The 20,712-nt window shown below is 49.3% G+C and carries 25 protein-coding genes; 2 read left to right on the top strand and 23 right to left on the bottom strand.

Annotation, left to right across the window (positions count from 1 at the left end):
* Positions 1 to 8: 8 nt before the first annotated feature.
* The 13 genes from AC3ITG_RS26125 to AC3ITG_RS26185 form a co-directional block, all read right to left on the bottom strand.
* Positions 9 to 1,610, bottom strand: a complete 1,602-nt coding sequence (locus AC3ITG_RS26125; protein WP_489251797.1) for a glycosyltransferase family 4 protein — start codon at positions 1,608 to 1,610, stop codon at positions 9 to 11.
* A gap of 61 nt (positions 1,611 to 1,671) precedes the next feature.
* A complete protein-coding gene (locus AC3ITG_RS26130; RefSeq protein ID WP_236703595.1) occupies positions 1,672 to 2,811 on the bottom strand; it encodes a CgeB family protein in 1,140 nt (379 codons plus the stop codon).
* Between the two features lie 62 nt (positions 2,812 to 2,873).
* Positions 2,874 to 3,968, bottom strand: coding sequence for a CgeB family protein (locus AC3ITG_RS26135; protein ID WP_489251798.1), 1,095 nt, complete (start codon positions 3,966 to 3,968; stop codon positions 2,874 to 2,876).
* A 56-nt stretch (positions 3,969 to 4,024) separates the two neighbouring features.
* Positions 4,025 to 4,204 carry a hypothetical protein gene (locus tag AC3ITG_RS26140; protein ID WP_489251799.1) on the bottom strand — a complete coding sequence of 60 codons (180 nt, stop codon included), beginning with the start codon at positions 4,202 to 4,204 and terminating at the stop codon, positions 4,025 to 4,027.
* 22 nt (positions 4,205 to 4,226) lie between these two features.
* On the bottom strand, positions 4,227 to 4,568 hold the full coding sequence (locus AC3ITG_RS26145) for a hypothetical protein (RefSeq protein WP_413373365.1): 342 nt from the start codon (positions 4,566 to 4,568) through the stop codon (positions 4,227 to 4,229).
* A gap of 1 nt (position 4,569) precedes the next feature.
* Complete coding sequence (locus tag AC3ITG_RS26150; RefSeq protein ID WP_489251800.1) at positions 4,570 to 4,869, bottom strand: hypothetical protein; 300 nt, start codon at positions 4,867 to 4,869, stop codon at positions 4,570 to 4,572.
* Positions 4,866 to 5,204, bottom strand: a complete 339-nt coding sequence (locus AC3ITG_RS26155; protein ID WP_489251801.1) for an alpha-helical endospore appendage domain-containing protein — start codon at positions 5,202 to 5,204, stop codon at positions 4,866 to 4,868. Before AC3ITG_RS26155 ends, AC3ITG_RS26150 begins: the two co-directional genes overlap by 4 nt.
* 23 nt (positions 5,205 to 5,227) lie before the next feature.
* Positions 5,228 to 5,515 (bottom strand): nucleoside-diphosphate sugar epimerase, encoded by a 288-nt coding sequence (locus AC3ITG_RS26160; protein WP_090904446.1) that lies wholly within the window; start codon positions 5,513 to 5,515, stop codon positions 5,228 to 5,230.
* Between the two features lie 121 nt (positions 5,516 to 5,636).
* Positions 5,637 to 6,389 (bottom strand): amino acid ABC transporter ATP-binding protein, encoded by a 753-nt coding sequence (locus tag AC3ITG_RS26165; RefSeq protein WP_064635771.1) that lies wholly within the window; start codon positions 6,387 to 6,389, stop codon positions 5,637 to 5,639.
* On the bottom strand, positions 6,386 to 7,096 hold the full coding sequence (locus AC3ITG_RS26170) for an amino acid ABC transporter permease (protein WP_489251802.1): 711 nt from the start codon (positions 7,094 to 7,096) through the stop codon (positions 6,386 to 6,388). Before AC3ITG_RS26170 ends, AC3ITG_RS26165 begins: the two co-directional genes overlap by 4 nt.
* Before the next feature lie 4 nt (positions 7,097 to 7,100).
* Entirely contained in the window at positions 7,101 to 7,844 is a 744-nt protein-coding gene (locus tag AC3ITG_RS26175) for an amino acid ABC transporter permease (protein WP_489251803.1), read from the bottom strand.
* A 26-nt stretch (positions 7,845 to 7,870) separates the two neighbouring features.
* Positions 7,871 to 8,710, bottom strand: coding sequence for a transporter substrate-binding domain-containing protein (locus AC3ITG_RS26180; RefSeq protein WP_413373369.1), 840 nt, complete (start codon positions 8,708 to 8,710; stop codon positions 7,871 to 7,873).
* Positions 8,711 to 9,004: 294 nt separating this feature from the next.
* Positions 9,005 to 9,334, bottom strand: a complete 330-nt coding sequence (locus tag AC3ITG_RS26185; RefSeq protein ID WP_063566659.1) for a hypothetical protein — start codon at positions 9,332 to 9,334, stop codon at positions 9,005 to 9,007.
* A 265-nt stretch (positions 9,335 to 9,599) separates the two neighbouring features.
* Here AC3ITG_RS26185 and AC3ITG_RS26190 point away from each other — a divergent pair, with 265 nt between their 5' ends.
* Positions 9,600 to 10,136: a GNAT family N-acetyltransferase gene (locus tag AC3ITG_RS26190; protein WP_489251804.1), complete on the top strand. Its 537-nt coding sequence runs from the start codon at positions 9,600 to 9,602 to the stop codon at positions 10,134 to 10,136.
* Between the two features lie 143 nt (positions 10,137 to 10,279).
* Here the strand turns inward: AC3ITG_RS26190 and modB are convergent, their stop codons facing one another.
* Together modB and modA are read right to left on the bottom strand one after the other, a co-directional pair.
* On the bottom strand, positions 10,280 to 10,963 hold the full coding sequence (modB, locus tag AC3ITG_RS26195; protein WP_489251805.1) for a molybdate ABC transporter permease subunit: 684 nt from the start codon (positions 10,961 to 10,963) through the stop codon (positions 10,280 to 10,282).
* Complete coding sequence (modA, locus tag AC3ITG_RS26200) at positions 10,960 to 11,832, bottom strand: molybdate ABC transporter substrate-binding protein (RefSeq protein WP_489251806.1); 873 nt, start codon at positions 11,830 to 11,832, stop codon at positions 10,960 to 10,962. Before modA ends, modB begins: the two co-directional genes overlap by 4 nt.
* A 467-nt stretch (positions 11,833 to 12,299) precedes the next feature.
* Between modA and AC3ITG_RS26205 the strand changes: the two genes are divergently transcribed.
* Positions 12,300 to 13,358 (top strand): helix-turn-helix transcriptional regulator, encoded by a 1,059-nt coding sequence (locus AC3ITG_RS26205; RefSeq protein ID WP_489251807.1) that lies wholly within the window; start codon positions 12,300 to 12,302, stop codon positions 13,356 to 13,358.
* A 135-nt stretch (positions 13,359 to 13,493) separates the two neighbouring features.
* On the opposite strand, the gene folE2 is transcribed toward AC3ITG_RS26205, so the two are convergent.
* The 8 genes from folE2 to cntE form a co-directional block, all read right to left on the bottom strand.
* Positions 13,494 to 14,438 (bottom strand): GTP cyclohydrolase FolE2, encoded by a 945-nt coding sequence (gene folE2 / locus AC3ITG_RS26210; protein ID WP_489251808.1) that lies wholly within the window; start codon positions 14,436 to 14,438, stop codon positions 13,494 to 13,496.
* 45 nt (positions 14,439 to 14,483) lie between these two features.
* Entirely contained in the window at positions 14,484 to 14,816 is a 333-nt protein-coding gene (locus AC3ITG_RS26215; protein ID WP_489251809.1) for a DUF3024 domain-containing protein, read from the bottom strand.
* A gap of 27 nt (positions 14,817 to 14,843) precedes the next feature.
* The gene (locus tag AC3ITG_RS26220; protein WP_489251810.1) at positions 14,844 to 16,520 is read right to left on the bottom strand and encodes a nucleoside recognition domain-containing protein; all 1,677 of its coding nucleotides are present in this window, start codon (positions 16,518 to 16,520) and stop codon (positions 14,844 to 14,846) included.
* On the bottom strand, positions 16,514 to 17,650 hold the full coding sequence (locus AC3ITG_RS26225) for an NAD(P)/FAD-dependent oxidoreductase (RefSeq protein ID WP_489251811.1): 1,137 nt from the start codon (positions 17,648 to 17,650) through the stop codon (positions 16,514 to 16,516). Before AC3ITG_RS26225 ends, AC3ITG_RS26220 begins: the two co-directional genes overlap by 7 nt.
* A gap of 5 nt (positions 17,651 to 17,655) precedes the next feature.
* A complete protein-coding gene (rpsN, locus tag AC3ITG_RS26230) occupies positions 17,656 to 17,925 on the bottom strand; it encodes a 30S ribosomal protein S14 (RefSeq protein WP_413373377.1) in 270 nt (89 codons plus the stop codon).
* 29 nt (positions 17,926 to 17,954) lie between these two features.
* Positions 17,955 to 19,151: a GTP-binding protein gene (locus AC3ITG_RS26235; protein ID WP_489251812.1), complete on the bottom strand. Its 1,197-nt coding sequence runs from the start codon at positions 19,149 to 19,151 to the stop codon at positions 17,955 to 17,957.
* A gap of 241 nt (positions 19,152 to 19,392) precedes the next feature.
* The gene (locus AC3ITG_RS26240; RefSeq protein ID WP_489251813.1) at positions 19,393 to 19,578 is read right to left on the bottom strand and encodes a hypothetical protein; all 186 of its coding nucleotides are present in this window, start codon (positions 19,576 to 19,578) and stop codon (positions 19,393 to 19,395) included.
* Positions 19,565 to 20,614 carry a staphylopine family metallophore export MFS transporter CntE gene (gene cntE / locus AC3ITG_RS26245; RefSeq protein ID WP_489251814.1) on the bottom strand — a complete coding sequence of 350 codons (1,050 nt, stop codon included), beginning with the start codon at positions 20,612 to 20,614 and terminating at the stop codon, positions 19,565 to 19,567. Before cntE ends, AC3ITG_RS26240 begins: the two co-directional genes overlap by 14 nt.
* Between the last annotated feature and the right edge of the window lie 98 nt (positions 20,615 to 20,712).

The following is a 20,712-nucleotide window of genomic DNA, read 5'->3' on the forward strand; positions in this document are numbered from 1 at the left end:
CCCTGCCTTCATCGTCTATTGGATAATCTCCGGCGAACCCGGCTTCGTTTGGCTTTGACAGGCGCACGTTTGCGGACAGTCGGTTGCACCACGCGCACACGTTGTTTCTTCTTTTTACTTGCCTTCAGTTTCCTCCCGCCTGTTCCCGTTCCTCGTTTCATTCGGTCACGAACCCTGCTGCGTGGGGTTGAATGCGGGTAACGACTTCGTCCCGTTCTGTGGCTTGAGCGAGGTTCTGTTTCTTCATAAACAGGCTGACCTATGGCAAGAGGAGGCAAGGGCGAGAGTGGCAACGCCTGAATCATCGTCAATGGGAACAATCGTGCCCGAACCGAAGCCGGTTCCAGAATCAGCACGGTTCGCAAGCGGCCCTCACCCCATGCGTACACTGGACCATTCGGAGGCTGAATGTACGGAAACCATCCGGGAAAACGCATCAACCACTGTGTCACCATCGTATGCAGATTTGCCCTGTAGGTTTCAATACCGTACAGCTTTTCCGCTTCTGTTCGATTACGCCAACCGGTGTCGGAGGCCAGTTCAGGATCATTCAGCAGAGTTGTTGCCAGGGTGGCAAGCGCCTGGGAATCCCCGGCCGGGGCCAAAAATGCACCACTGCCTACCGATTCCAGCAATTCCTTGAGTCCGCCCTGAGCAAAAGCAATAACCGGTTTGGCGAAATAAAGCCCCTCCAGCGCGGTCATGCCGAATCCTTCTTTGACCATGCTCGGAATGACCACCATATCCATGGCCGTATAGGCCAGCGATACGTTCTCTTCAAACGGAGTAAAGGTGAATCTCCGATAATAACCGGATTTTTTCACCCGTGATACACATTCGTCATAGTACTTTTTGTCCGCTGATGTGCCAATGATCCAGAAACGGCAGCGCGAATGGGTTTCACACAATTGCAGAGCCATATCCACAAAAGGTTTCAGACCTTTGGCATCATATATGAAGGAAGAGATGTAACCGATGCAGATCTGCGATGGCTTGAAACCAAGCTCTTTGCGTTTGCGTTCCCTCAAGTGAAGCCATCGCTCCGGGTCCGGTAAGGCCGGGTCCCAGGTTGGGGAGATCACGGTCAATTTGGCACTCATGCCGGCTTGTTTGAATGGAGCTACCGCACTTTCGGATATGCCTATGATCCAATCCGAGTAACGCCCAATCATCTGTACAGCCTCGTTTGTATGTTCATTCAACTGAATAATTTCGGTAATCTTCCAGATCACCGGAATCTGCAAAGACTTCGCTGCTACGGCAGGCATCACATTTACGCAGGTATTCGTTAGCACCAGATCAGGTGCAGTCTCCCGGATAAGGGAGACCACGTCCTGATAATCTGGTTTATGGCGAAGCTGTTCTGCATCGGTTGCAATCCCTCGGTAAGGTGTGTACACACCGTGAAGCATCGGCAAGAAGCATACTTTGACCTGAATATCGAATCTCCGTGCAAGTCCGGCAAGCTTTCCTTCCTGAGGAACCACGAGTACACAATCGAAGATGGAACCCATCTCTCTCATAAAATGAAGCAACAGCTTCTCCGCTCCCGTAATGCTGCGGGTGTTGCACACATGGGAAAATAACATGAGTTTAGGTTTAGTCGCCATGGCTGCACGGACCCTGAATACGAATATGCAGGGTGCTGTGCACACCTCCTTCCGGACAGGATTAAGGAAATATAATACTCAGCAGTTCGTTGATTCTTTTGCCATACGTGTGATCCTTCAATGTCCGTTCCAGCCCGCGAAGTGCAATCTCACGGCGTTCTTTCTCATGCGAGAGATAGTATTCAACCTTATCGAGTAGTTCCTGAGGGGAAGAGTAGGTCTCGATCTCCACACCCGGTTTATAGAAACGTGCCAGATCATCCCGCGCATCGGTCAATTGAAGGGTCGTGGAAGCCGCAATTTCAAATGTTCTCGGATTCGGAGAGGCTGGTGGAATTTTAACATGGTTGTTGTTAACGGAATCGTCTTCGTGGGAGCGGTGAAGGTTGATGACTATTTTGGTACCGTTATAGACATCGTTCGTTTCCTGGGGACTCATCCAGCGACCCAGTTCGATCTTCTCACCGTAAGCAGCATAATCAGGCAGGCGATCCCACCAGATGCCGTTAAATACGGTATTGTGTGACATCAGCTGTGACATGATTGGATTGAAGAAATATACCCGGTTCCAGTAGGCCGAACCGATAAAGCTGACTTCCCGGTGGAGTGAAGATGGCGTCGTAATTGGGAAGTAGTGATTAGTGAATGCAGCAAAGGGCAGGTAGTGAACAGAAGGACAGCCGTTTTGTCGATACAACTCGACACAGTTCAGTTCCAATGTGAACACATGGTCGAAATGCTGAACTGTCTCAAGCGTCATATCCGTATAGTACGGATCATCCGTGAGCCAAATTGCCGTCTGAATGCCTGCTTGGCGAATCGCATCGAGATGTTCCAGCGGAATATCCATGCCATCCAGCACAAGCACCAGGTCAGGGCGGGTTTGCAGCGCAATTTCAGAAACAGGTTGACGCGGATCGGAAAGGGTTACCTGTGCAACCATGCCCTGCAATGTTGCCATGATGGCTTCGTCCAGTGGGGAATATGGGAATCCCTTACCCGAAGATACATACAGCACGTGAAGCTGCCGGAAAGGCAATGGCTCCTGTGCACAATTGACGATATAGTTGGCACGGCCGCGCAAATATCCTTCTTCCTTGCCCGCATCATATCCGGCATGTTGCCCGTTTTTGCGTGCTTGGTCAGCCAGACTGAGCACAGGTGCATGAAACTTTCTCGTTTTACGGTGTTTGAGAGACATACCGCCACTCCTTTTATTTTTGGGATAGGGTTCTCTAACTCTGCTGTCTTGCAGAAAGAGATTTACACGTGCTCCAGCAGCTGAGCAATACGACGGGTGAACGTATGCTGGTTAAGTGTGGTAAGCAGCCCACGCCAAGCTAGGGCTCGCCGTTCCTCTTCATGGTGCAGATAATATTTGATTTTGTGCTGAAGTTCTGCCGCCGTTGTAAAGGTCTCGATGTCATACCCAGGCCGGTAGTAGCGTGGCAGATCATTGCGTGCATCCGTTATCTGCATCGTGCCGCAGGCACTGATCTCATACGTCCGCGGATTAATGGAATGACCTTGGAGATGATGCGTATTGCGGTTGTCTTCCCCATTCTCGCAAGTCCGGTGAATGTTAATGACAATTTTGGCACCGTTGTAATAATCCACTGTCGTTCCGGGATCAATCCAGCCTTCATGGATGAAGCGACCCAGGATGTCGGAGCGTTTCAGCCGGTTCCACTGGCTGCCGGCAATGAATACCTTTTTGTCCGCCAGAAAAGGAGCCAGTTCGTCGAACAGCGCAATTCGGTTCCAGAACCCGGTGCCGATAAAACAAATGTCGTACTGATGCTGCGGTGCCGTACGCCTTGGTTGAAACATTCCCGGGTTCACTGCCAGTGGCATATAGATCACCCGACCCGCTCCATGTGCCGTATAGAATGGCACAGCCGCTTCTTCATGCGTGAACACGACATCATAATGCTGACAGATGGTTGTCGTATCTTCGGTAAAATACGGATCATCTACAAACCATACTGCTGTTCGAATTCCCAGTGCCCTTATGCCATTCACCTGTTCCAGATGATCGGGGGGAAATACGTGTAATCCATTCATGACCAGCACCAGATCGGGTCTGTGCTGGCTGGCTTCCTGCAGCATGTTTGCCGGCGATCCGACAACACATTCACGAACAGATTGCTGCAAGGCTCCAATGACGCCTTCATCGATGGCATCGAATCCTTGAGGAATGTACAGCACTTTCATATTCCGCACGGTCGGCTCAAACATCTGCACTCGTTCCATCATGGCCTGACAGCCGCCAAATCTGCGGCCTTCTGCATATCCGCCACGGTAAGCCGTCTCCGCTTCTGTAGGCGGTCGGTGTCGTCGTTTTGCCACATCCTTCACCCTGTCTTCCTTCAGGAGATCCCACTTCCAGATTCTCCCCGTGATTGGTGTTCCCTCTAAAGGATATGCCCCGGGGTCAGATGCATCATGGACGGGTGTCCTGCAAGGCGCAAAATTGGCGTCTGCCCTCCACATCCGCCTGCACGGGCATGTCCGCTTTTGCGGCGATACAAATAACCCGGAGGGATCTGTCCCCCCGGGCAATCGTCAAACACTGGACATGCATCTATAGTCATCAGAAAACGTACACCTATTCTGTTATTGCGCTTTGTAAGCCAGCTGATGTCCGTCCTCGAATCCCTTGGCGAAACCCGCGTTGAATCCCTCGTTGTACGCCTCGTTGTACCCCTGGCTGTAGGCGCTGTCCGGGTTCGGATCGGTAGGGGTAGCCGGGACGAATGGTTGTGCGGGCTTCAGACTCCGATGCCGCCCTGCCGCACGTTTCTTTTTTTTGAGCCACGCACTGCGTCCTTTGAGGGTACGTTTGTGCAGTACACGTTTGCCTTTGACCGCACGCAGTTTACGAATTTTACGCAGACGGGCCCCACGAGCAAGCAGCGCTCTTTTGGTTCTCAGACGTATTTTTTTCTTCTTTAACATGTCAACATTCCTCCTGTATGTTCCGGACCATGCGTATCGCATATCCAGGGTCTTTGAGCCATGGCACACCAGGCTCCCCATGCTGGACTCGGGCCAGTTGAATCCCCGTAACCATCCGGGACATCTCCTCTTGATAACGGCTCAGCAAACGAATGTTCTCGGCCAGACTGCGGGCGGATACTTCCGAGTGGGCAGACACGCTGGCCACACTGTCCAGAATGCGGGCGAGCGCCTGCTGACTGTGTGCAATGGACTCAATGAGGGACAGTTTCGCTTCCTGCTCACGCCGCAACAGACTCATTTTCCGAGATCCCCCATATCCATACCGCCAAACATGCCACCGTCCATGCCGCCTTCTTCACTATCGTTCTGTACCATCACTGCTTTCAGATTGTTGCACAGTCCGGTTTCCATTCGGGTCAACCCTTCCAGTATTTCCACCAGCTGATCATGCATTTTGAGTGGCTCAGCCACCTGATCACTATGCGTCAGAAAAGCCTCACCGTTCAAATGATTTAGCGCCCAGTTCCTTACCTTCTCGGCTTCAATCGCCTTGGCCTCCAAAATCAGAGCAATATTCCACTGCATCTTGGCTGCTGCATCCAGCATCAGTATGAGACTTTGTTCTCTGCTCATGTCCATTCACCCGCCTTCCGGGCTTATTCTTCCTCTTGACTCGCCATTTCCCGCATCACCTGGGTCAGCGTTTCGGCTACGGCTTCTTCCAGGTCTGCCAGGCCTCCCAAATAGGAGATGATGCTTTTGTTGATTTGTCCCGAGCTGTCCAGCAGACCGTCAACGCCATCCAGCTCTGGTTCGATATCCGGCAAATGATTGATGATTTCAGACATGCGCACAGCGACTTGACGTTTGGCATCCAGTACACGCGCAACCTGCTGGTGAGAATGTGCAATATGTGTGAGTATTTCATCGATTTTGCTCTGCATGGTCCTCCTCCTTACCGTTACGGCCTGCTTCACCCATAGAAAAACCCGGCCTATCAGCATTTGCCTGCTACAGCATATGCCGGGCCGGGATCGTCAGTTACTCCAGCTTGCGCCTATATCGTCAGATGACATAACTCCAATCGGATGAGTATCGGCTGAGGAATTGGCGGGTACGTTCCTGTTTGGGTCGCACAAATACTTCCTCCGGTGTTCCTTCTTCCACTACGGAACCCCCATCCATAAATACAACTCGATTCGCCACCTCGCGGGCAAAACCCATTTCATGGGTGACAACAATCATTGTGATACCTTCCTGGGCAATCGATCGAATGACGGACAGCACCTCACCTACAAGTTCAGGATCAAGCGCCGAGGTAGGTTCATCGAACAGAATCACCTCTGGATTCAGTGCCAGCGCCCGAGCAATGCCAACCCGCTGCTGTTGTCCACCTGACAGCATGCTGGGATACTCATTAATTTTGGCGGACAGACCTACTTGTTCAAGGACACGCAAGGCTCGTTCACGAGCATCTGCTTTTGACATTTTCTGGGCGATGATTAATCCTTCAGTAACGTTATCCAGCACCGTCTTATGTTTGAAGAGGTTATAATGCTGGAATACCATCGCCGTTTTTCGCCGTAACTGCACAATGTCATGTTTGCGGGCATGCTTGCAGTCTACGGTTAATCCGCTAATTTGTACTTTGCCCTCATCGGCACGTTCAAGAAAATTCACACAACGCAGCAATGTCGTTTTGCCGGACCCGCTCGGTCCAAGAATGGCAACAACATCCCCCTGCTCCACAGTCAGATCAATACCTTTCAACACTTCCTGCTGACCAAAAGATTTGTGTATATTCGTCAGTGATATCATGACACCCCTCCTTTGCTGTACACGGCAACTCTGCGTTCCAACAAAGCTGTAATCCGTTCGGCAATCACCGTCAGACCCCAATAGATCAATGCGGCAGCAATGAAAGCCTCCAGAAATTTCAGACTGACTGAAGCCACCACATCCGCTTTACCGAGAATATCCATCTGTGACACGGTAAACGCAAGTGTTGATCCATGCAAGAAACCAACAAACATGCTGCACAGATTTGGCAGAACCGCACCAATCGCCTGAGGTAAAATAATGTGTCTCAACGCCTGAGAGGTACTCATGCCCACGGCATGTGCAGCTTCCATCTGCCCGGTATCCACCGCCAGAATGCCGGAACGGATAATCTCAGACATATAAGCTCCCGCAGTTAACGAGAAAGCGAATAGCACAAACACCAGAATCGGAATGGAAGACGACTGAAAGGCCCAGCCGTACCGGGCAGCAAGCTTGTCGATGATCAGGGGAATCCCGTAATAGATTAGAAACAGGTGCATCAGCATCGGTGTCCCCCGAAAAAACGAGACATAGAAATCAGCGATCCGGTAGATCCAGGCAACCTTATAGATTCGAATTAAAGCGGTGACTAGACCAACGCCAAAGCCTGCGATCAACGGTACAATCGTAATGACGAGTGTTAGTGGTAATGCCTTTAGAATCTGGAAAAAAGATGTGTAGATAAAGTTGAAATCAATAGACATTCGCTCACCCCGCTATTCGTTTCAGGCGTTCAGCTCTTACCGCTGACCCACGGACTTCTTTCTTACGTTCGTGACGCTGGAGTCTGCGTTCTGCTAGAGCAAACCCTTTTTCAAGTACAAGCACGATAACATAGTAGACAATCGACAGACTGATATACACTTCAAGTGCATGCGATGTAGCCGAGATCAGCGTTTGCCCCCTGCCCACCATGTCCATGACCCCAATCGAAAAAGCAAGTGACGTATCCTTTAACGAGCCAATCAACGTATTCGCCATATTCGGAAAAGCAACAATGAGTGCCTGCGGAACCACAATGCGCCGAAACGACTGAAACGTGGTCAAGCCCGCAGCATAAGCTGCTTCCGTCTGCCCTTTGTCCACACTGCGTACAGCTCCACGAAAGATTTCAGCAAAGGACGCTGCATCACTTAGCGCATAAGTCACAATGACGAATACCAGTGGATCGGTCCTGGACAGATCAACCCCTATAGGCTTGAGCAATTCAGGTAATCCGTAATAGACCAGAAACAACTTGATGAGAATCGGTGTGCCCCGCATGAAAGAGACGTACAGGGTCGCGAGCTGGCTCAGCACCGGAATCCGGTATAACCTCGGAACCGCCAGAAGCACACCGCCCACCAGACCGAGCACAATGGAACCGCCCAGTACAATCAGTGTAATATGCAAATATCGCAGCAGTTCAGGGACGAAATCCAGAACCAATGACAGATCGAATGATTTACCCATAACCGTCGCTCACCTTTCTCAACGAACTATTCCTCAACTGTGTAATCGGCTCCCAGCCACTCTGTGCTCAATTTGCTCAATGTTCCATCTTCCTTGATTGATTTGAGCGCTTCATCAATTTTCGTTTTGAGCTCTTCCTCATCCTTGTTCAGAATGAAATACACTTTGGAGTTGGACAGAGCCTCTCCTACAGTCTTTAACTGTGCATCCACCACTTTGTTCTGATAATCGATGGCAAACTGTGTGCTGATGGTTGCATCCACCCGGCCTGTTTTGATCTGGGTATTCGTATCTTCCCCTGCTCCGGAATACACAATGTCAACGGCATTACCATTCGCTGCATTCCATTTCTCAGCCAGTACAGCCGCATTACTCGTAGCGCCAACAATCAGTTTTTTACCTTTCAGATCTTCGATGGACTTTACATCCTGGTTTTTCTCGCTCACAACGATTTTATTAGGAAAAATGTTATATGCCTCGTCATTAAAGAGGAATTTGGCCTGTCTCTCTTCATTCACTTCCATCTGGTGTGCGATCAGGTCTATTTTCTTCGTTTCAAGACTGAGAAGCAGATTTTTGAATTCCATCGTACTAAACTCGAATTCATATTCAGGCAATCGTTTATCAATCTCGCGGATCAGTTCTACATCGTATCCCGTCAGCTTGCCATTCTCATCAATAAAGCAAACATTCGGAAATTGAGTGCCTGTACCCACAATGATCTTCTTCACTTTATCTTGACCGGACGCAGATGCGGTATCCGATTCATTCGATGCATTGCCTGAGCTGCAACCCGCCAGTACCGCCAACATAGTAATGAACAGCAATGCTGTCCGGAATTTCTGAATCCCCCATTGATTAACCATTCCCGATCTCCTCCACAGGCTGTCATTTCAGCCAATATGATGTGTACTCCTAATCCTCATCTTTGATTTAACTAACCATTCACACTTGTATAGTCGGAATTAGGTTGAACAAAGAATAGCACCGTATGTCATGCCCAGGCAATATATATGTTAATAGGACATCCTGATAACGTTATAGAACTTCTCTATGCTTCATCAGTTATATGATCCAAAAGTAAACCAAAAGAAGCGATCCTCCAACTGGGCTGGGGATCGCTTCTTCAATTCCAGATCACTTTAAATTCAAATACGCATCTATCTGCGACTAGCCCATTTAATTTTACGAGCTACTTCTATACGCTGCAGTTGCAATAGTCCAATTCGTTCTTCAAACTTCTTGCGTTCATCCGTTGAATGGGCCGCGTGAATCTGGTGGCAGAGACCTGTCAGTTTACTGTTGATATAATCAAATCTCATCCATAATTCTTCTTCAGGTGTGCGCTGCTCCGCTTCCGGCTGAAATATTTTGAGCTGGTGGATAAGGGACTGCTGCCATTCCTGATCCTCGATTTGGATGGCAAAATGCAAAAGATCCAGATAGTCGTCGATTTGCAACGATATACCGCAATCAGGTTTCGTATTCATTAGTCGTCTCTCCTTATTTCAGTTCTTGGCTGGAATCAGTTAGTTCTATTTTACAGGATAGAGCATGCTTTAGGCGAGTCCTGAAACGAGTAAAATTGGAAAAAGTTTTGTCATTTTTACATATAGAAGCTTTCGATGGACTTATAGACAGATCTGATTCGAGAATTATGTTCCAACTATGAAATTCATGATAAAATAACTCCAAAATATTAAACCAACTTAACAGGTTGGAATAGTTAATTTCTATAGAGGGGATTGATCGACCATGACCGAACAATACCGATTGGCTACGCTTAAAGATGCCGAACAATTGCAGGCTGTTACCGTGGATGCCTATGAGACGATACGGGCCCTGAACATTCCTTTTCCAGCCGGACACGCTACACTGGAAGTCATACAGAATAATATTGTACAGCATGAATGCTATATTCTTGAAAAAGGGGGAGAAATCATTGCCACGGTTACCCTTGATCGAGCCGAAGATGTACAGCGGCAAGCCATCAGTCCTTATCCTTTCATCCGCTGGTTCGCGGTAAGTCCGGCCCATAAAAGCCAGGGTTATGGCTCCAAACTACTGGATTGGGTAGAGCAACATATCATTCTGCAAAAGCTTGATGCCCCTGCCGTATTTCTGGCAACGGCGACCCGCCATCCCTGGCTTGCTCCCATGTATGAACGGCGGGGATATGAACCTTTTCATCACAAAACGGTACAGACACCTGAACGGCAGGAAGAGATTGTATTTATGGTCAAAACGCTCGATCCTTCCCGTTATAAGACGCCTTCTGTTCAAACAGGCTGAACAAATAGCGGCTTGGATGAACGTAAACATACATGATATACGATATACGCGGCCTGTGTAAATGAAAACCCGCTCCGAGGAAAGATTCCTTGAGCGGGTTTTTAAATTCTAATCCTTATCACTTTCACTTTAAATGGCCCAAATTATGCCTTCCCGTCGCGCGGCTGTCTGGTTAAGAGCAGCATGATAAACGAAATGAGGATAATTGAGCCGGTCCACATCCAGGCCATCGTCTGATTGCCCGAATCCACAGCAACATAGATCGCAGTGGGTACAGTTTGCGTTTTGCCCGGAATATTACCTGCGATCATGAGTGTGGCCCCGAACTCCCCCAGTGCACGAGCGAAACCCAGGATGAAAGCCGTCATCAATGCTCTCCCCGCAAGCGGAAGCGAGATATAACGAAATACCTGCCATTCATTCGCTCCTATAGAGCGGCCTGCATCTTCCAGATCCTTATCTATCCCGCTAAAACCGGATTTCATCGTCTGATATACCAATGGGAAAGCAACCACCACAGAAGCAATCACGGCAGCCCACCAGGAGAAAATTACAGGTGCGGAGAAGATGGCTTCAATCCACCGTCCGAGCAGGCTCTTACGACCCAGTAACACGAGCAATATAAAGCCGACCACGGTCGGCGGAAGCACCAGTGGGAGCATAAATGCCGTTTCCAGAAAAATTTTCCCACGGAACGAGGTACGCGACATCTTCCAGGCCACAGCGATGCCAAACACTGCTGCGATCACACTGGACAGCAGCGCAACCTGAAGGGAAAGACGAACCGGTGGCCAGAATACCGCCCAGTCTATTGCGCTCACATTCATTCCGGAATGGAGAACCCGTACTTGGCAAATACGTCAAGCACTTCAGGCGTTTGCAAATACGTGTAGAATTGTTCTGCTTCTGTCCGGTGCTTCGTATCTTCAATAATCCCTACTGGATAATTGGCAGGTGTATAGCTGTTTTTGTCTACTTCAAATGCAATTTTCACCTGATCAGAAGTGAGTGCGTCCGTTTTGTACACAAAACCCGCATCCGCATTGCCTGTTTCTACATACTGCAGAACCTGTCTGACATCCTTGCCCTGTACAAGCTTACCTTCCAACTGATCCCACAGTTTGGCATTGGTCAGTGCTTCCTTCGCATAGGTTCCTGCAGGCACACTTTCCGGTATACCAATCGCTACGGTCTTGATAGAATCAGCCGTCAGATCCTTCTCGCTTGTTACGGTATCTGAACTATCCGCTGGAATGATGGCTACCAATGAATTTTGCAGCAAATTCTTCTGATCACCGGATGCAATCAACTTCTCATCCACGAGCGCATTCATATTTTTGGTCGCAGCCGAGACAAAAACATCTGCTGGCGCGCCTTGTTCAATCTGTTGTTGCAATGCACCGGATGCACCAAAGTTGAAGTTAAGCTCCACATTGGGATTCGCGGCTTCAAAATTCGTTTCAATTTCCTTCATGGCATCTGTGAGACTGGCTGCCGCAGAGATCGTTAGCTCCACCTTTTCCTGAGGATCTGTTGCCCCAGACGTTGAACTCTCACCTGATGTCGTTGGTGTTGAACCCGTTTGTTCCATTGCTGTGGATGTATCTTTACTGTCCGTACTTGCACCGCAACCGGCCAATACGAGAGCCAGTCCAAGTGACATACTCCCCAACACATATCCAATACTCTTTTTCATCTACTTCTCCCCCGATGTTATGTTTAGTTATAACTAGATATAATTAATTATATTTCATTATACATAAGATGATTGAAATAGGAAGGTAGTCTTTGACACACCCGTTGAAGGGCAAGCCATCGATAGCTGAATTGTGGTGGGCGAGTTTATCCCCTCTGGCTGTTAATGGTATAGTACAAGAGACCCCAGCGTTTATCCGGGTTGTTGAGCGTTGATGAACGAATATAGTTTAAAATCTGAATATATATGTTCAACTAACATTTACACCATAACGGAGAGGACAGAAATAATCTGAAGAAGCGAAGCGTTCGCCTTTATCCCCGGATTTCCCCTTTTCATAAAGGGATCAAAGAAATCTGGGGATAACAGCGATCGGAAGATTGTTCTGTCATCGGAGTGCCAGTGTAAATATTCATTAGTTGAGGTTATATAGTTATGATCTGCACCTTGAAGGAGGATCTTCACTGATGACTGAGGAGCAATCCTATACCACCGAAGAAATATCCAAGCTACTCAAAATATCCAAACTGACGGTCTACGATCTAATCAAAAAAGGAGACCTCGTCGCTTATCGCGTCGGCAAACAAATGCGAGTTGATGCCACCGATCTGGAGGCTTATAAACAGCGCTCCAAGCAGCTTCAATCGCCAGCGCACCGGGCCGCTGTGGATTCAGTTCACCCCTCTGAATCTTATTCCGGGATGGGAACCGATCCGACCAATCATGCCGTTCATCCCGCTGCAAATGCTTCTCCTCTATCCAGAGGGACATTCCCAGCTTCAACTTCCATGACGGTCAACACTTCGTCAGCCCATTCGGCCCGTCATCTGGTCATTACGGGACAAGATGTCAGCCTCGATATTCTCATGCGATATATGGAGAAACAAACACGGGATATTCGTCCGCTGCGTTCTTTCATGGGCAGTCTCGATGGCTTGATCTCTATGTATCGCGGGGAGTCCGATCTGGTCAGTACCCATCTGCTTGATGGAGATACAGGAGAATATAATCTGCCCTACATTCGCAAAATCCTGATTGGCTGGTCGTATGTGGTCGTCAATCTGCTGACACGGCCTGCCGGGCTGTACGTACAACGCGGTAACCCGCGCGGCTTGCAGAACTGGACAGATCTGAAGCAGCCTGAGCTGCGATTGGCTAACCGGGAGAAAGGTTCGGGTGCACGTGTATTGCTGGATGAACAATTGCGTCTACATGGCATCCCTGCTTCCCATCTGATTGGGTATGACGTGGAAGAAACTAGTCATATGGGTGTAGCTGCCAAGGTCAGTTCCGGTGAAGCCGATGTAGGGATCGGCAGCGAGAAGGCTGCACGACTTGTCGGTCAGGTTGATTTTATTCCACTTGTTCAGGAACGTTATGATCTGGTAATGCTGAAGAAACAAGGTAACGAAGCGTGGACCGAATCGGTACTGCGCATTCTGCAATCACCGGAATTCAGGCACGAACTTCAATCATTTGAGGGGTATGATGTATCCCGAACGGGTGAAATTTTGTACGAAGTCTAGCGCAATGGCACCTGGATTGCTCATGGGATCACAGAAAAAACAGAAGAATCGCCGCTGAAGCTCTGACGGTTGTTCTTCTGTTTTTCTTCATATTGTAAAGTGATATAAAATGACCCCATAGCCATCACGCTATCGTTATCTCGACTTGTCATATACGATACGAGCTACGGCATCATGTTGATGAATGGACTCTTCGTTCTTGCAGTCTACCTTAAATTTATTTACCCAGTGCTTCTCATACAGATCTGCCGCCACCAGCCTGACGATATCTTCCACAAACCGAGGGTTCTCATATGCACGTTCTGTGACCCGTTTCTCATCAGGCCTTTTGAGTATGGGGTAAAGACAGCTGCTTGCATTGGATTCGGCCACATTCAGCAGTTCTTCCTTCCAGTAGCCCGGCAACGCTTCTCCCGGGTTGGCTTGCACCTGAATACGCAATAACCCCCGCTGGTTGTGTGCACTATATTCGCTGATTTCCTTCGAACATGGGCACAACGTCGTGACCTGTATATGTAAACCTGTTCTTAGAACAGGGGATTTTTCAGCTTCCCAGATGACATGCACCGTAGCCAAAGAATAATTTAGTCCAGACAAACCGGTTACGGGGGCACTTCGTTCGTAGAACCAGGGATAGGTCACTTTCAGCTCTGCCTTCGGCTGATTCATCTGTTCGGCCATCTGTTGCGTCAGCGCAATCAGATCCGGAATCCGGTCACTCAGCCCTTCACCGCGACTGTGCTGAAGCTGCTCCATCAAGCGGCTCATGTTAATGCCTTTCGATTCGCGATCCAGCGAAGTCGTTAGCCGGAACGTTCCGATGCTGGACAATCGAACGGGATCTTTGGCCGAAATGACATCCAGGGGATACTTCACCTGATCAATACCGACTTGTTGCAGCTCAAACAGAAAATCATTTTTGCTATTCTGCAAATCTTTCATCTCTTCTTTCCGTACAGGTTTATCTCCCTGTATCGAATCAACGGAGCCAAATAACCGCAAACGCTCGGCTTTATCCGGCATGATAAAAGAATCGCTCACTACTCGGCTAATCCTGTTATTCTGTTGTACCTTTTGCATTACAAACCCTCCCTCCATCACATATTTCCGTTAAACGCCGTGGGTTCAGCGCCAGAACAGACCCGCATCGTCCCGCTCAACCTGCTCCAGCAGATCTTCAAAATCAGGACAAGGCTCAATAACGTCTACCACATTCCAGCTACTGTGTTCGTCTTTGGCATATACCTTCCACTGATTCTCTTCCCAGTAAAATCGGGCAATATGCATCTTGTCCCACTGATACGGTTGTTCAGCGGGCCTTTCCTCGGTCAAAATTAGTTCATTGTCATTCATCTCATACGTTAATTTCACCATGGTGCGCAGTGGTGCCGGGACCTTCTCATGGATATAACCGTTCATCACCGATTGAATTCTCCGAATGGTAAACGAGTCCAACATGGAGATCACACCCTTTCGTCAACATCGTTATGCAATCCAGTTCCACACCCATGACAGTACAAGTGCGCTGCCTAGTGACGTTACGAGCTGTCTGCCTGTCAGTTGTGCGGCAAAGGCTGCTCCCAACTCCTTGCGAATGGTCCACATTGTCACAAGACATGCCGTTAACGTGGAGGCCAGGTACACAAGAATAAATAGCTGCCCGCCGCTCAAGTCTTCAACGAAGGAACCCTGATTCTGATTTAGCACCAACAACCCGTCTTTTCGCAAAATGGAAAACAAAATGCCGCCCGCAGCATCGCCCGGCAGATGAAAGATCGCAAGTGCCGGCGTCAATGCGCCAGTCAGGACAGTCAACACCCCCGTCTGCTCCAGCAACGTAGCCACCACACAAATACCGATGAAAATAGGCATCGCCTGCACAAGAAACTGTTTCATTACAGACCGAACGCGCCAGCTTACGGAAAGCCATGATGGCTTTTGCAGAAATGTACGGTTGGCATGTAATGGGAGCGTGAGCGTGTCATCCAGCCGATTTCGATTCCACAGACGAGTATGAAGTGCGCCCGCAAGTACCAGTACAAGCATATAAGGAAAGAACAGCCATGGCTTGCCGCCCGAACTGAATATGGATAGAGAAGCTCCAATCTGGTAGCTGCATGCAGCACCGAAGGAGATCATTGAAACACAGGCCTTTCGTGTACAGGAGCTGCATGTACGGCTCTGGAACACAGCCACGACATTGCATCCAAAACCACTGAGGACCGGAATCAGATCCTTACCGTTCAAGCCGATTTTGCGCATCCACCCATCCAGCGAGTCGGTAATCCGGTCTTTCAGTCCACTCTCCTCCGTCACCGCCACACTGACCCCAATCAGGAATACGACCGGAAATGCCCATATAAACGAATACAATCCCAGACTAATCATGCCGTAATCTCCGAGCATTATCGCCTGTAGCGGGTTCCATAATCCCACAGTCATGCGATGGAGTGGTTCAAGAATCCAGGCATCTGCGAGCGGTTGTATCCAGCCGGAGAACAGATAGGCCACATACACCGGAACTGCAAATAATAATACCAGTGCAGCCAAAGCCACAAAACGTCCCCAAACCGTATGCTCAAACATCGTTGTCTGCGGTTCGATCACAGGGGATTCAGGAGGTGATGCGAGCTCCAGATGCTTCTTCATGGGTCTGGCAGAAACAATCGCCCGACATATCAGGTCTTGGGCGTTTACATCCATTTCCCTTGTATTGATCGGCAGAACGGAAATGCCCAGACCTTTACGGTAATAGTCAACTTGAGCCGATAATCCGGGACCGCATTTGTCGGCAAACGTAAGCACCAATACAGCATTTTTGCCTGTGACATCCAGCATGCCCAGTAGTAAAGGCAGTTCCTGCACCACATCTGTGCCGCGGATGACCAAGATCACTGTGTCACCGGCTGCGAGCTGTTTTAACGTCAGCATGGTCGTGACACTGTCATCCTTCATCCGGATTCCAGGTGTATCAAGCAGCTCAAGCTGGTGCTCAAGCAACTCCGCCCTGCGGACGGTCACCGTGGAGCCCCGAACATTGGATTCCTCGCCTGTATCTCTGCCCGTAAGTCCCCGAAACAGAGCCGATTTGCCTGCGGATTCGAAGCCAACCAGTACCACTTTACGAAGTTCTTCGGGTTGTTCCAGAACCGAACTCAGCATGTGCAGTCTTCACCGCAGCAGGACAGATCATCAAGAAACATGCCTTCTTTGCGATAGGTTTCCAGCGGAGTCAGATCCAACCCGAGTCTCTCACCCATGGCCTTGGCCACAACCGCAAAGCGCTGTCTGAATTTATAAATGAAGCAAAATTGGAGTTGAGCATGTATGACCTGTGGTCCGGTAATGAACAGTCCTGGGGCAATCGTCGATTCATCCATCGCTCCCAATTGCAGCTGACCTTCCTTGTTGCGCTCGACCAGATTCTCAATCAGGTGCAAACTGCTGCGGAACCCAGTCGCAAGAACAGGTGCCTGACGCGTCTTAAGCAAGTGGGACTCTCCGGAATCGTTCTCGCAATAGAGGACATAACCGCCCGGTTCATCCGGTTCAATCCACTTGACCTCATAACCTTGCATCATGTGTATTCGCTTATCCATCATCGCCGCGCGCAGGCGATCCTTCGTATAGGGACTTAGTTCCACACTTGGATCACTGCTGCCTTTGGCGAGTCCTCGTCCGTTTCGGTCGATTACCGTTATGTTTTTCCCCAGTTTACTCAGATGAATGGCTGCATCCACACCGCTCTCATAGCCACCAACGATGACACATTCTTCTCCCTGAACCGCCGTCCAGCTGGAAAATAAACTGCTGTGCACACCATACTCGGCACCAGGAAACAGGTCCAGTCTCGGATATTGAAATTCACCTGCTGCCCAGATGACATAGCGTGTGCGCAGTTGTCCATTGGATGTCACGACCCGGAAGCCATTCTCCTCCGGAATAACCTCCGAAACGTCTACCCCCGTTTGCACAGGCAATTTCTTAAACTGGCTCACCACCTGCAAATACTTCGCATACTCCAACCCTGTAGGATGTTCTGTCCCCAGTGTGTACGCCGGAGACGTATTCAAAGCCACGGCGTTCAGATCCATCATGCCATAGGCATTGCTTGTGAACGAAGGGGTGATCAGACGCATTTCCTCCGGCCACGCCAGAAAAGTTGCCCCCACCTCACTCCGTTCCAACACGGTAAAACGAGGCATTCCCAAATCTTGCAGGACAGAGGCCATGCCGATTCCGGCTGGCCCCCCTCCCACAATTACACAATCATAATCAAATGAATCATGCATACGTCTTACCAGCTTGACTTCGTGACGCCCGGAATTTGCCCTTGATGAGCCAGCTCACGGAACACAATCCGCGATACCTTGAACTTGCGCAAATATCCTCTCGGGCGGCCTGTCAGTTCACAACGATTTTTCAATCGAGTCGGAGAAGCATTGCGCGGCAGCTTCTGCAGTGCTTCATAATCCCCTTTTTCTTTCAGTTCCCGGCGTATCTCCGCATATTTGGCTACGATTACCTGACGTTGTTTTTCACGTACCACTTTTGATTTTTTAGCCATGGATTACAGCTCCTTTTATAAATTTATTTTTATACGACTTCAACTGGCCAAGGCAGAGGATTGTCGAAATGCCCCCAGTCGGCCTGCATTTCTTCATCACTGAGCAGACATTGGTCAAGTTCGTCTTCAATGATGGCGCGCTCCATTTCAATCCCGATCATGACCAGCTCGGTCTGACGGTCTCCCCACTGCGCATCCCACTTTTCCAGCACATCTGGCTCCGTACGCAAAATTTCTTCCTTGTCCGCTTCCGGCAGTGCCGCAACCCAATGTCCAGCAGGGCCAAACTGAATCGACGATCCCGCCTGACTCAGACTTGCAGCCACATCCCCTTCTGCCGCGAGCCAAACCAGCCCTTTTGCACGCACCACTTCTTCCGGCCAATAGCTCATGAATTCAGCCAGACGAGAAGGATGGAATGGTTTTCGACGACGATACACGAAGGAACCAATACCGTATTCCTCGGTCTCCGGTGTATGTGATTCCTTCTCCAGCTCCTGAATCCATCCGGCAGACATGCTCGCTTTCTCGAAGTCGAAGAGACTTGTATTTAAAATTTCAGACGGGTTGACCTGTCCGTTCACAGTCCGAATGATTTTGGCGTTAGGCTGAAGCTTGCGGATGACAGCTTCAAGCTTGTTCAGCTTCACGTCATCGACCAGATCACATTTGTTCAGCAACAGGACATCACAGGTCTCGATCTGGTCAATCAGCAGGTCCACAACATCGCGGGTATCTTCCTCACCTGTAGCCTGGTTCCGATCCAGCAGGCTCTGCCCTGAGGCAAAATCATGCCAGAATCGATGGGCATCAACGACGGTTACCAGACAATCCAGCTTTGCCAGGTTTGTCAGATCAATACCCGACTCCTCGTCGGCATATGTAAAGGTCTGTGCCACCGGCACAGGTTCACTGATACCTGTCGATTCAATCAGGATATAATCAAACCTGCCTTCGTTCACTAGCTTCTCAATCTCCTGCATCAGATCATCCCGCAAAGTGCAGCAGATGCAGCCATTGGACAGCTCTACCAGCTTTTCTTCAGTACGCGACAATGTCGCTTCACCCTTCACCAAAGCGGCATCGATGTTCACCTCACTCATGTCATTAACGATGACCGCGACCTTGAGCCCCTGCCGATTGTGCAGTACGTGATTAAGAACGGTTGTTTTACCTGAACCGAGGTAACCGCTAAGAACAGTTACCGGAACCTGCTTTTGTGTCATGTGTATCTACTCCTTATGGTTGTGGTCCATATGTCCCTGACCTTAATAGTAATCATTACGATTAACAACAATGACTATAATCCTGTTGAGCGATGTTGTCAAATCATTTTTAATGAAAAATCGAATAACCTCAGCAAAAAAAGGCATATGACCTGCCTCCTGTAGCTTTGCATCATAATGATACGTCTCCAGAAAAGTCAGTCCATACACCTTTAACTTTTTTCTTATAGATGCCATACAATCAGGTTGCCACCACAGATTTAACCCTATTACCTGCTTCCATTCGTTGCCTGAAAGCCACGACGAGAATCATGGCTGCAACGGATAGCAGCGTGCAGATCGTAAACATGGTGGAATACGAGCTTATTTGTACAATTAGTCCCATCGCAAGCCCGCCAAGGGAGAAGCCCAGATCATACGAGGACATGAAAATACCCATCAGTACATATCTGGAATCGGCCGGCAGCACAAATGACAAAGGTTAATGTCAGGTACAGCAATGCCACGGCAAAACCACTGAAAACCGCAGACAGGTAAACCAACGGACCGATCGTCTCCGACAGAGCGAGCAACTGGGTTCCCAGTGCCGCGCATAACAGAACCCCCGCCATCAGCCATGTATTCCAACTGCCGTCGGAAGGGATTTTTTTACGCAGAATGAATCTGCACAAGATGACGACCAGTCCCTGGATTGTTAAAAATACCCCTGCGCTCGCCTTCCCGTTCGATGCCATATACAGCGGAAGAAAGGTCGCCGTGGCTCCAAATACACATGATGCAAACAGCATAACTACGCTGCTGATCAACAGTGGTGTGCTGCGCCAGATGCCGCCGAATGACCGCACCATATCCCCGAGCGTATACGATTTATTCTGTACCGTGCTTCGAGGCAAGTCTACGTTATAGCCGATCAGGAGCGGAAGAGCCGCCAAACCGATCATCAGCATAGTAAACCAGATATCGCTGGCATTTTCCCAGATTTGGATGGCGAGTATGGGAATGACCAGAGACGGGACCATCGTAAAAAGGGTATACATGGACAATCCCTGAGCCCGGTCCTTATCCTCCAGCTTTTCCACAATGCCAGTCTGCATCGTCATGGAAAAAAAGGCCGTGGCTACACCTTGCAGCGCCCGCAGCCACATATATGTTTCCACACCAAACACAACAAACAACAGCAACGTTGCGGCATGCAAAACCAATAACCATTTCATTACCATGAGCGGACCGTAACGCCCCAGAAGCTGCGCTGCAAAAGGCCTTAGAAGCATACATGTAAACATGTACGCCCCCATCATCAGTCCAATCTCGGCCTGGTTCAATCCTGCTGCTTCACTCCGCAAAGGCAGAATAATCGTCAAAGCCGAATTCGCGGCAAAAAATAAAAAGGCCAACAGATAAAACCGGATAAACGAAAAGGATACCGGATTTAATGTGCCGTTCGCCGTCACAGAAGACCTCAAACCGTTACCCCACTTTCTTCTATATAGATTGAACTAAACTTTTACACGAGAACGGAGAGGACTGAAAAAACCTGAAGAAGCGGAGCGTTCGCCTTTAT

The organism is Paenibacillus sp. GL_099_B (genome assembly GCF_057835695.1).

Coding starts and splice junctions, on each gene's coding strand:
- folE2 (WP_489251808.1), bottom strand. CDS start 14,438: ATGCAAAAGGTACAACAGAATAACAGGATTAGCCGAGTAGTGAGCGAT.
- AC3ITG_RS26185 (WP_063566659.1), bottom strand. CDS start 9,334: ATGAATACGAAACCTGATTGCGGTATATCGTTGCAAATCGACGACTAT.
- AC3ITG_RS26205 (WP_489251807.1), top strand. CDS start 12,300: ATGACTGAGGAGCAATCCTATACCACCGAAGAAATATCCAAGCTACTC.
- AC3ITG_RS26225 (WP_489251811.1), bottom strand. CDS start 17,650: ATGCATGATTCATTTGATTATGATTGTGTAATTGTGGGAGGGGGGCCA.
- modB (WP_489251805.1), bottom strand. CDS start 10,963: ATGAATGTGAGCGCAATAGACTGGGCGGTATTCTGGCCACCGGTTCGT.
- AC3ITG_RS26240 (WP_489251813.1), bottom strand. CDS start 19,578: ATGTCCTCGTATGATCTGGGCTTCTCCCTTGGCGGGCTTGCGATGGGA.
- AC3ITG_RS26170 (WP_489251802.1), bottom strand. CDS start 7,096: ATGTCTATTGATTTCAACTTTATCTACACATCTTTTTTCCAGATTCTA.
- rpsN (WP_413373377.1), bottom strand. CDS start 17,925: ATGGCTAAAAAATCAAAAGTGGTACGTGAAAAACAACGTCAGGTAATC.
- AC3ITG_RS26160 (WP_090904446.1), bottom strand. CDS start 5,515: ATGCAGAGCAAAATCGATGAAATACTCACACATATTGCACATTCTCAC.
- AC3ITG_RS26215 (WP_489251809.1), bottom strand. CDS start 14,816: ATGTTGGACTCGTTTACCATTCGGAGAATTCAATCGGTGATGAACGGT.
- AC3ITG_RS26150 (WP_489251800.1), bottom strand. CDS start 4,869: ATGAGTCTGTTGCGGCGTGAGCAGGAAGCGAAACTGTCCCTCATTGAG.
- AC3ITG_RS26175 (WP_489251803.1), bottom strand. CDS start 7,844: ATGGGTAAATCATTCGATCTGTCATTGGTTCTGGATTTCGTCCCTGAA.
- AC3ITG_RS26235 (WP_489251812.1), bottom strand. CDS start 19,151: ATGACACAAAAGCAGGTTCCGGTAACTGTTCTTAGCGGTTACCTCGGT.
- AC3ITG_RS26220 (WP_489251810.1), bottom strand. CDS start 16,520: ATGCTGAGTTCGGTTCTGGAACAACCCGAAGAACTTCGTAAAGTGGTA.
- AC3ITG_RS26145 (WP_413373365.1), bottom strand. CDS start 4,568: ATGTTAAAGAAGAAAAAAATACGTCTGAGAACCAAAAGAGCGCTGCTT.
- AC3ITG_RS26155 (WP_489251801.1), bottom strand. CDS start 5,204: ATGAGCAGAGAACAAAGTCTCATACTGATGCTGGATGCAGCAGCCAAG.
- AC3ITG_RS26140 (WP_489251799.1), bottom strand. CDS start 4,204: ATGACTATAGATGCATGTCCAGTGTTTGACGATTGCCCGGGGGGACAG.
- modA (WP_489251806.1), bottom strand. CDS start 11,832: ATGAAAAAGAGTATTGGATATGTGTTGGGGAGTATGTCACTTGGACTG.
- AC3ITG_RS26180 (WP_413373369.1), bottom strand. CDS start 8,710: ATGGTTAATCAATGGGGGATTCAGAAATTCCGGACAGCATTGCTGTTC.
- AC3ITG_RS26130 (WP_236703595.1), bottom strand. CDS start 2,811: ATGTCTCTCAAACACCGTAAAACGAGAAAGTTTCATGCACCTGTGCTC.
- AC3ITG_RS26165 (WP_064635771.1), bottom strand. CDS start 6,389: ATGATATCACTGACGAATATACACAAATCTTTTGGTCAGCAGGAAGTG.
- AC3ITG_RS26190 (WP_489251804.1), top strand. CDS start 9,600: ATGACCGAACAATACCGATTGGCTACGCTTAAAGATGCCGAACAATTG.
- AC3ITG_RS26125 (WP_489251797.1), bottom strand. CDS start 1,610: ATGGCGACTAAACCTAAACTCATGTTATTTTCCCATGTGTGCAACACC.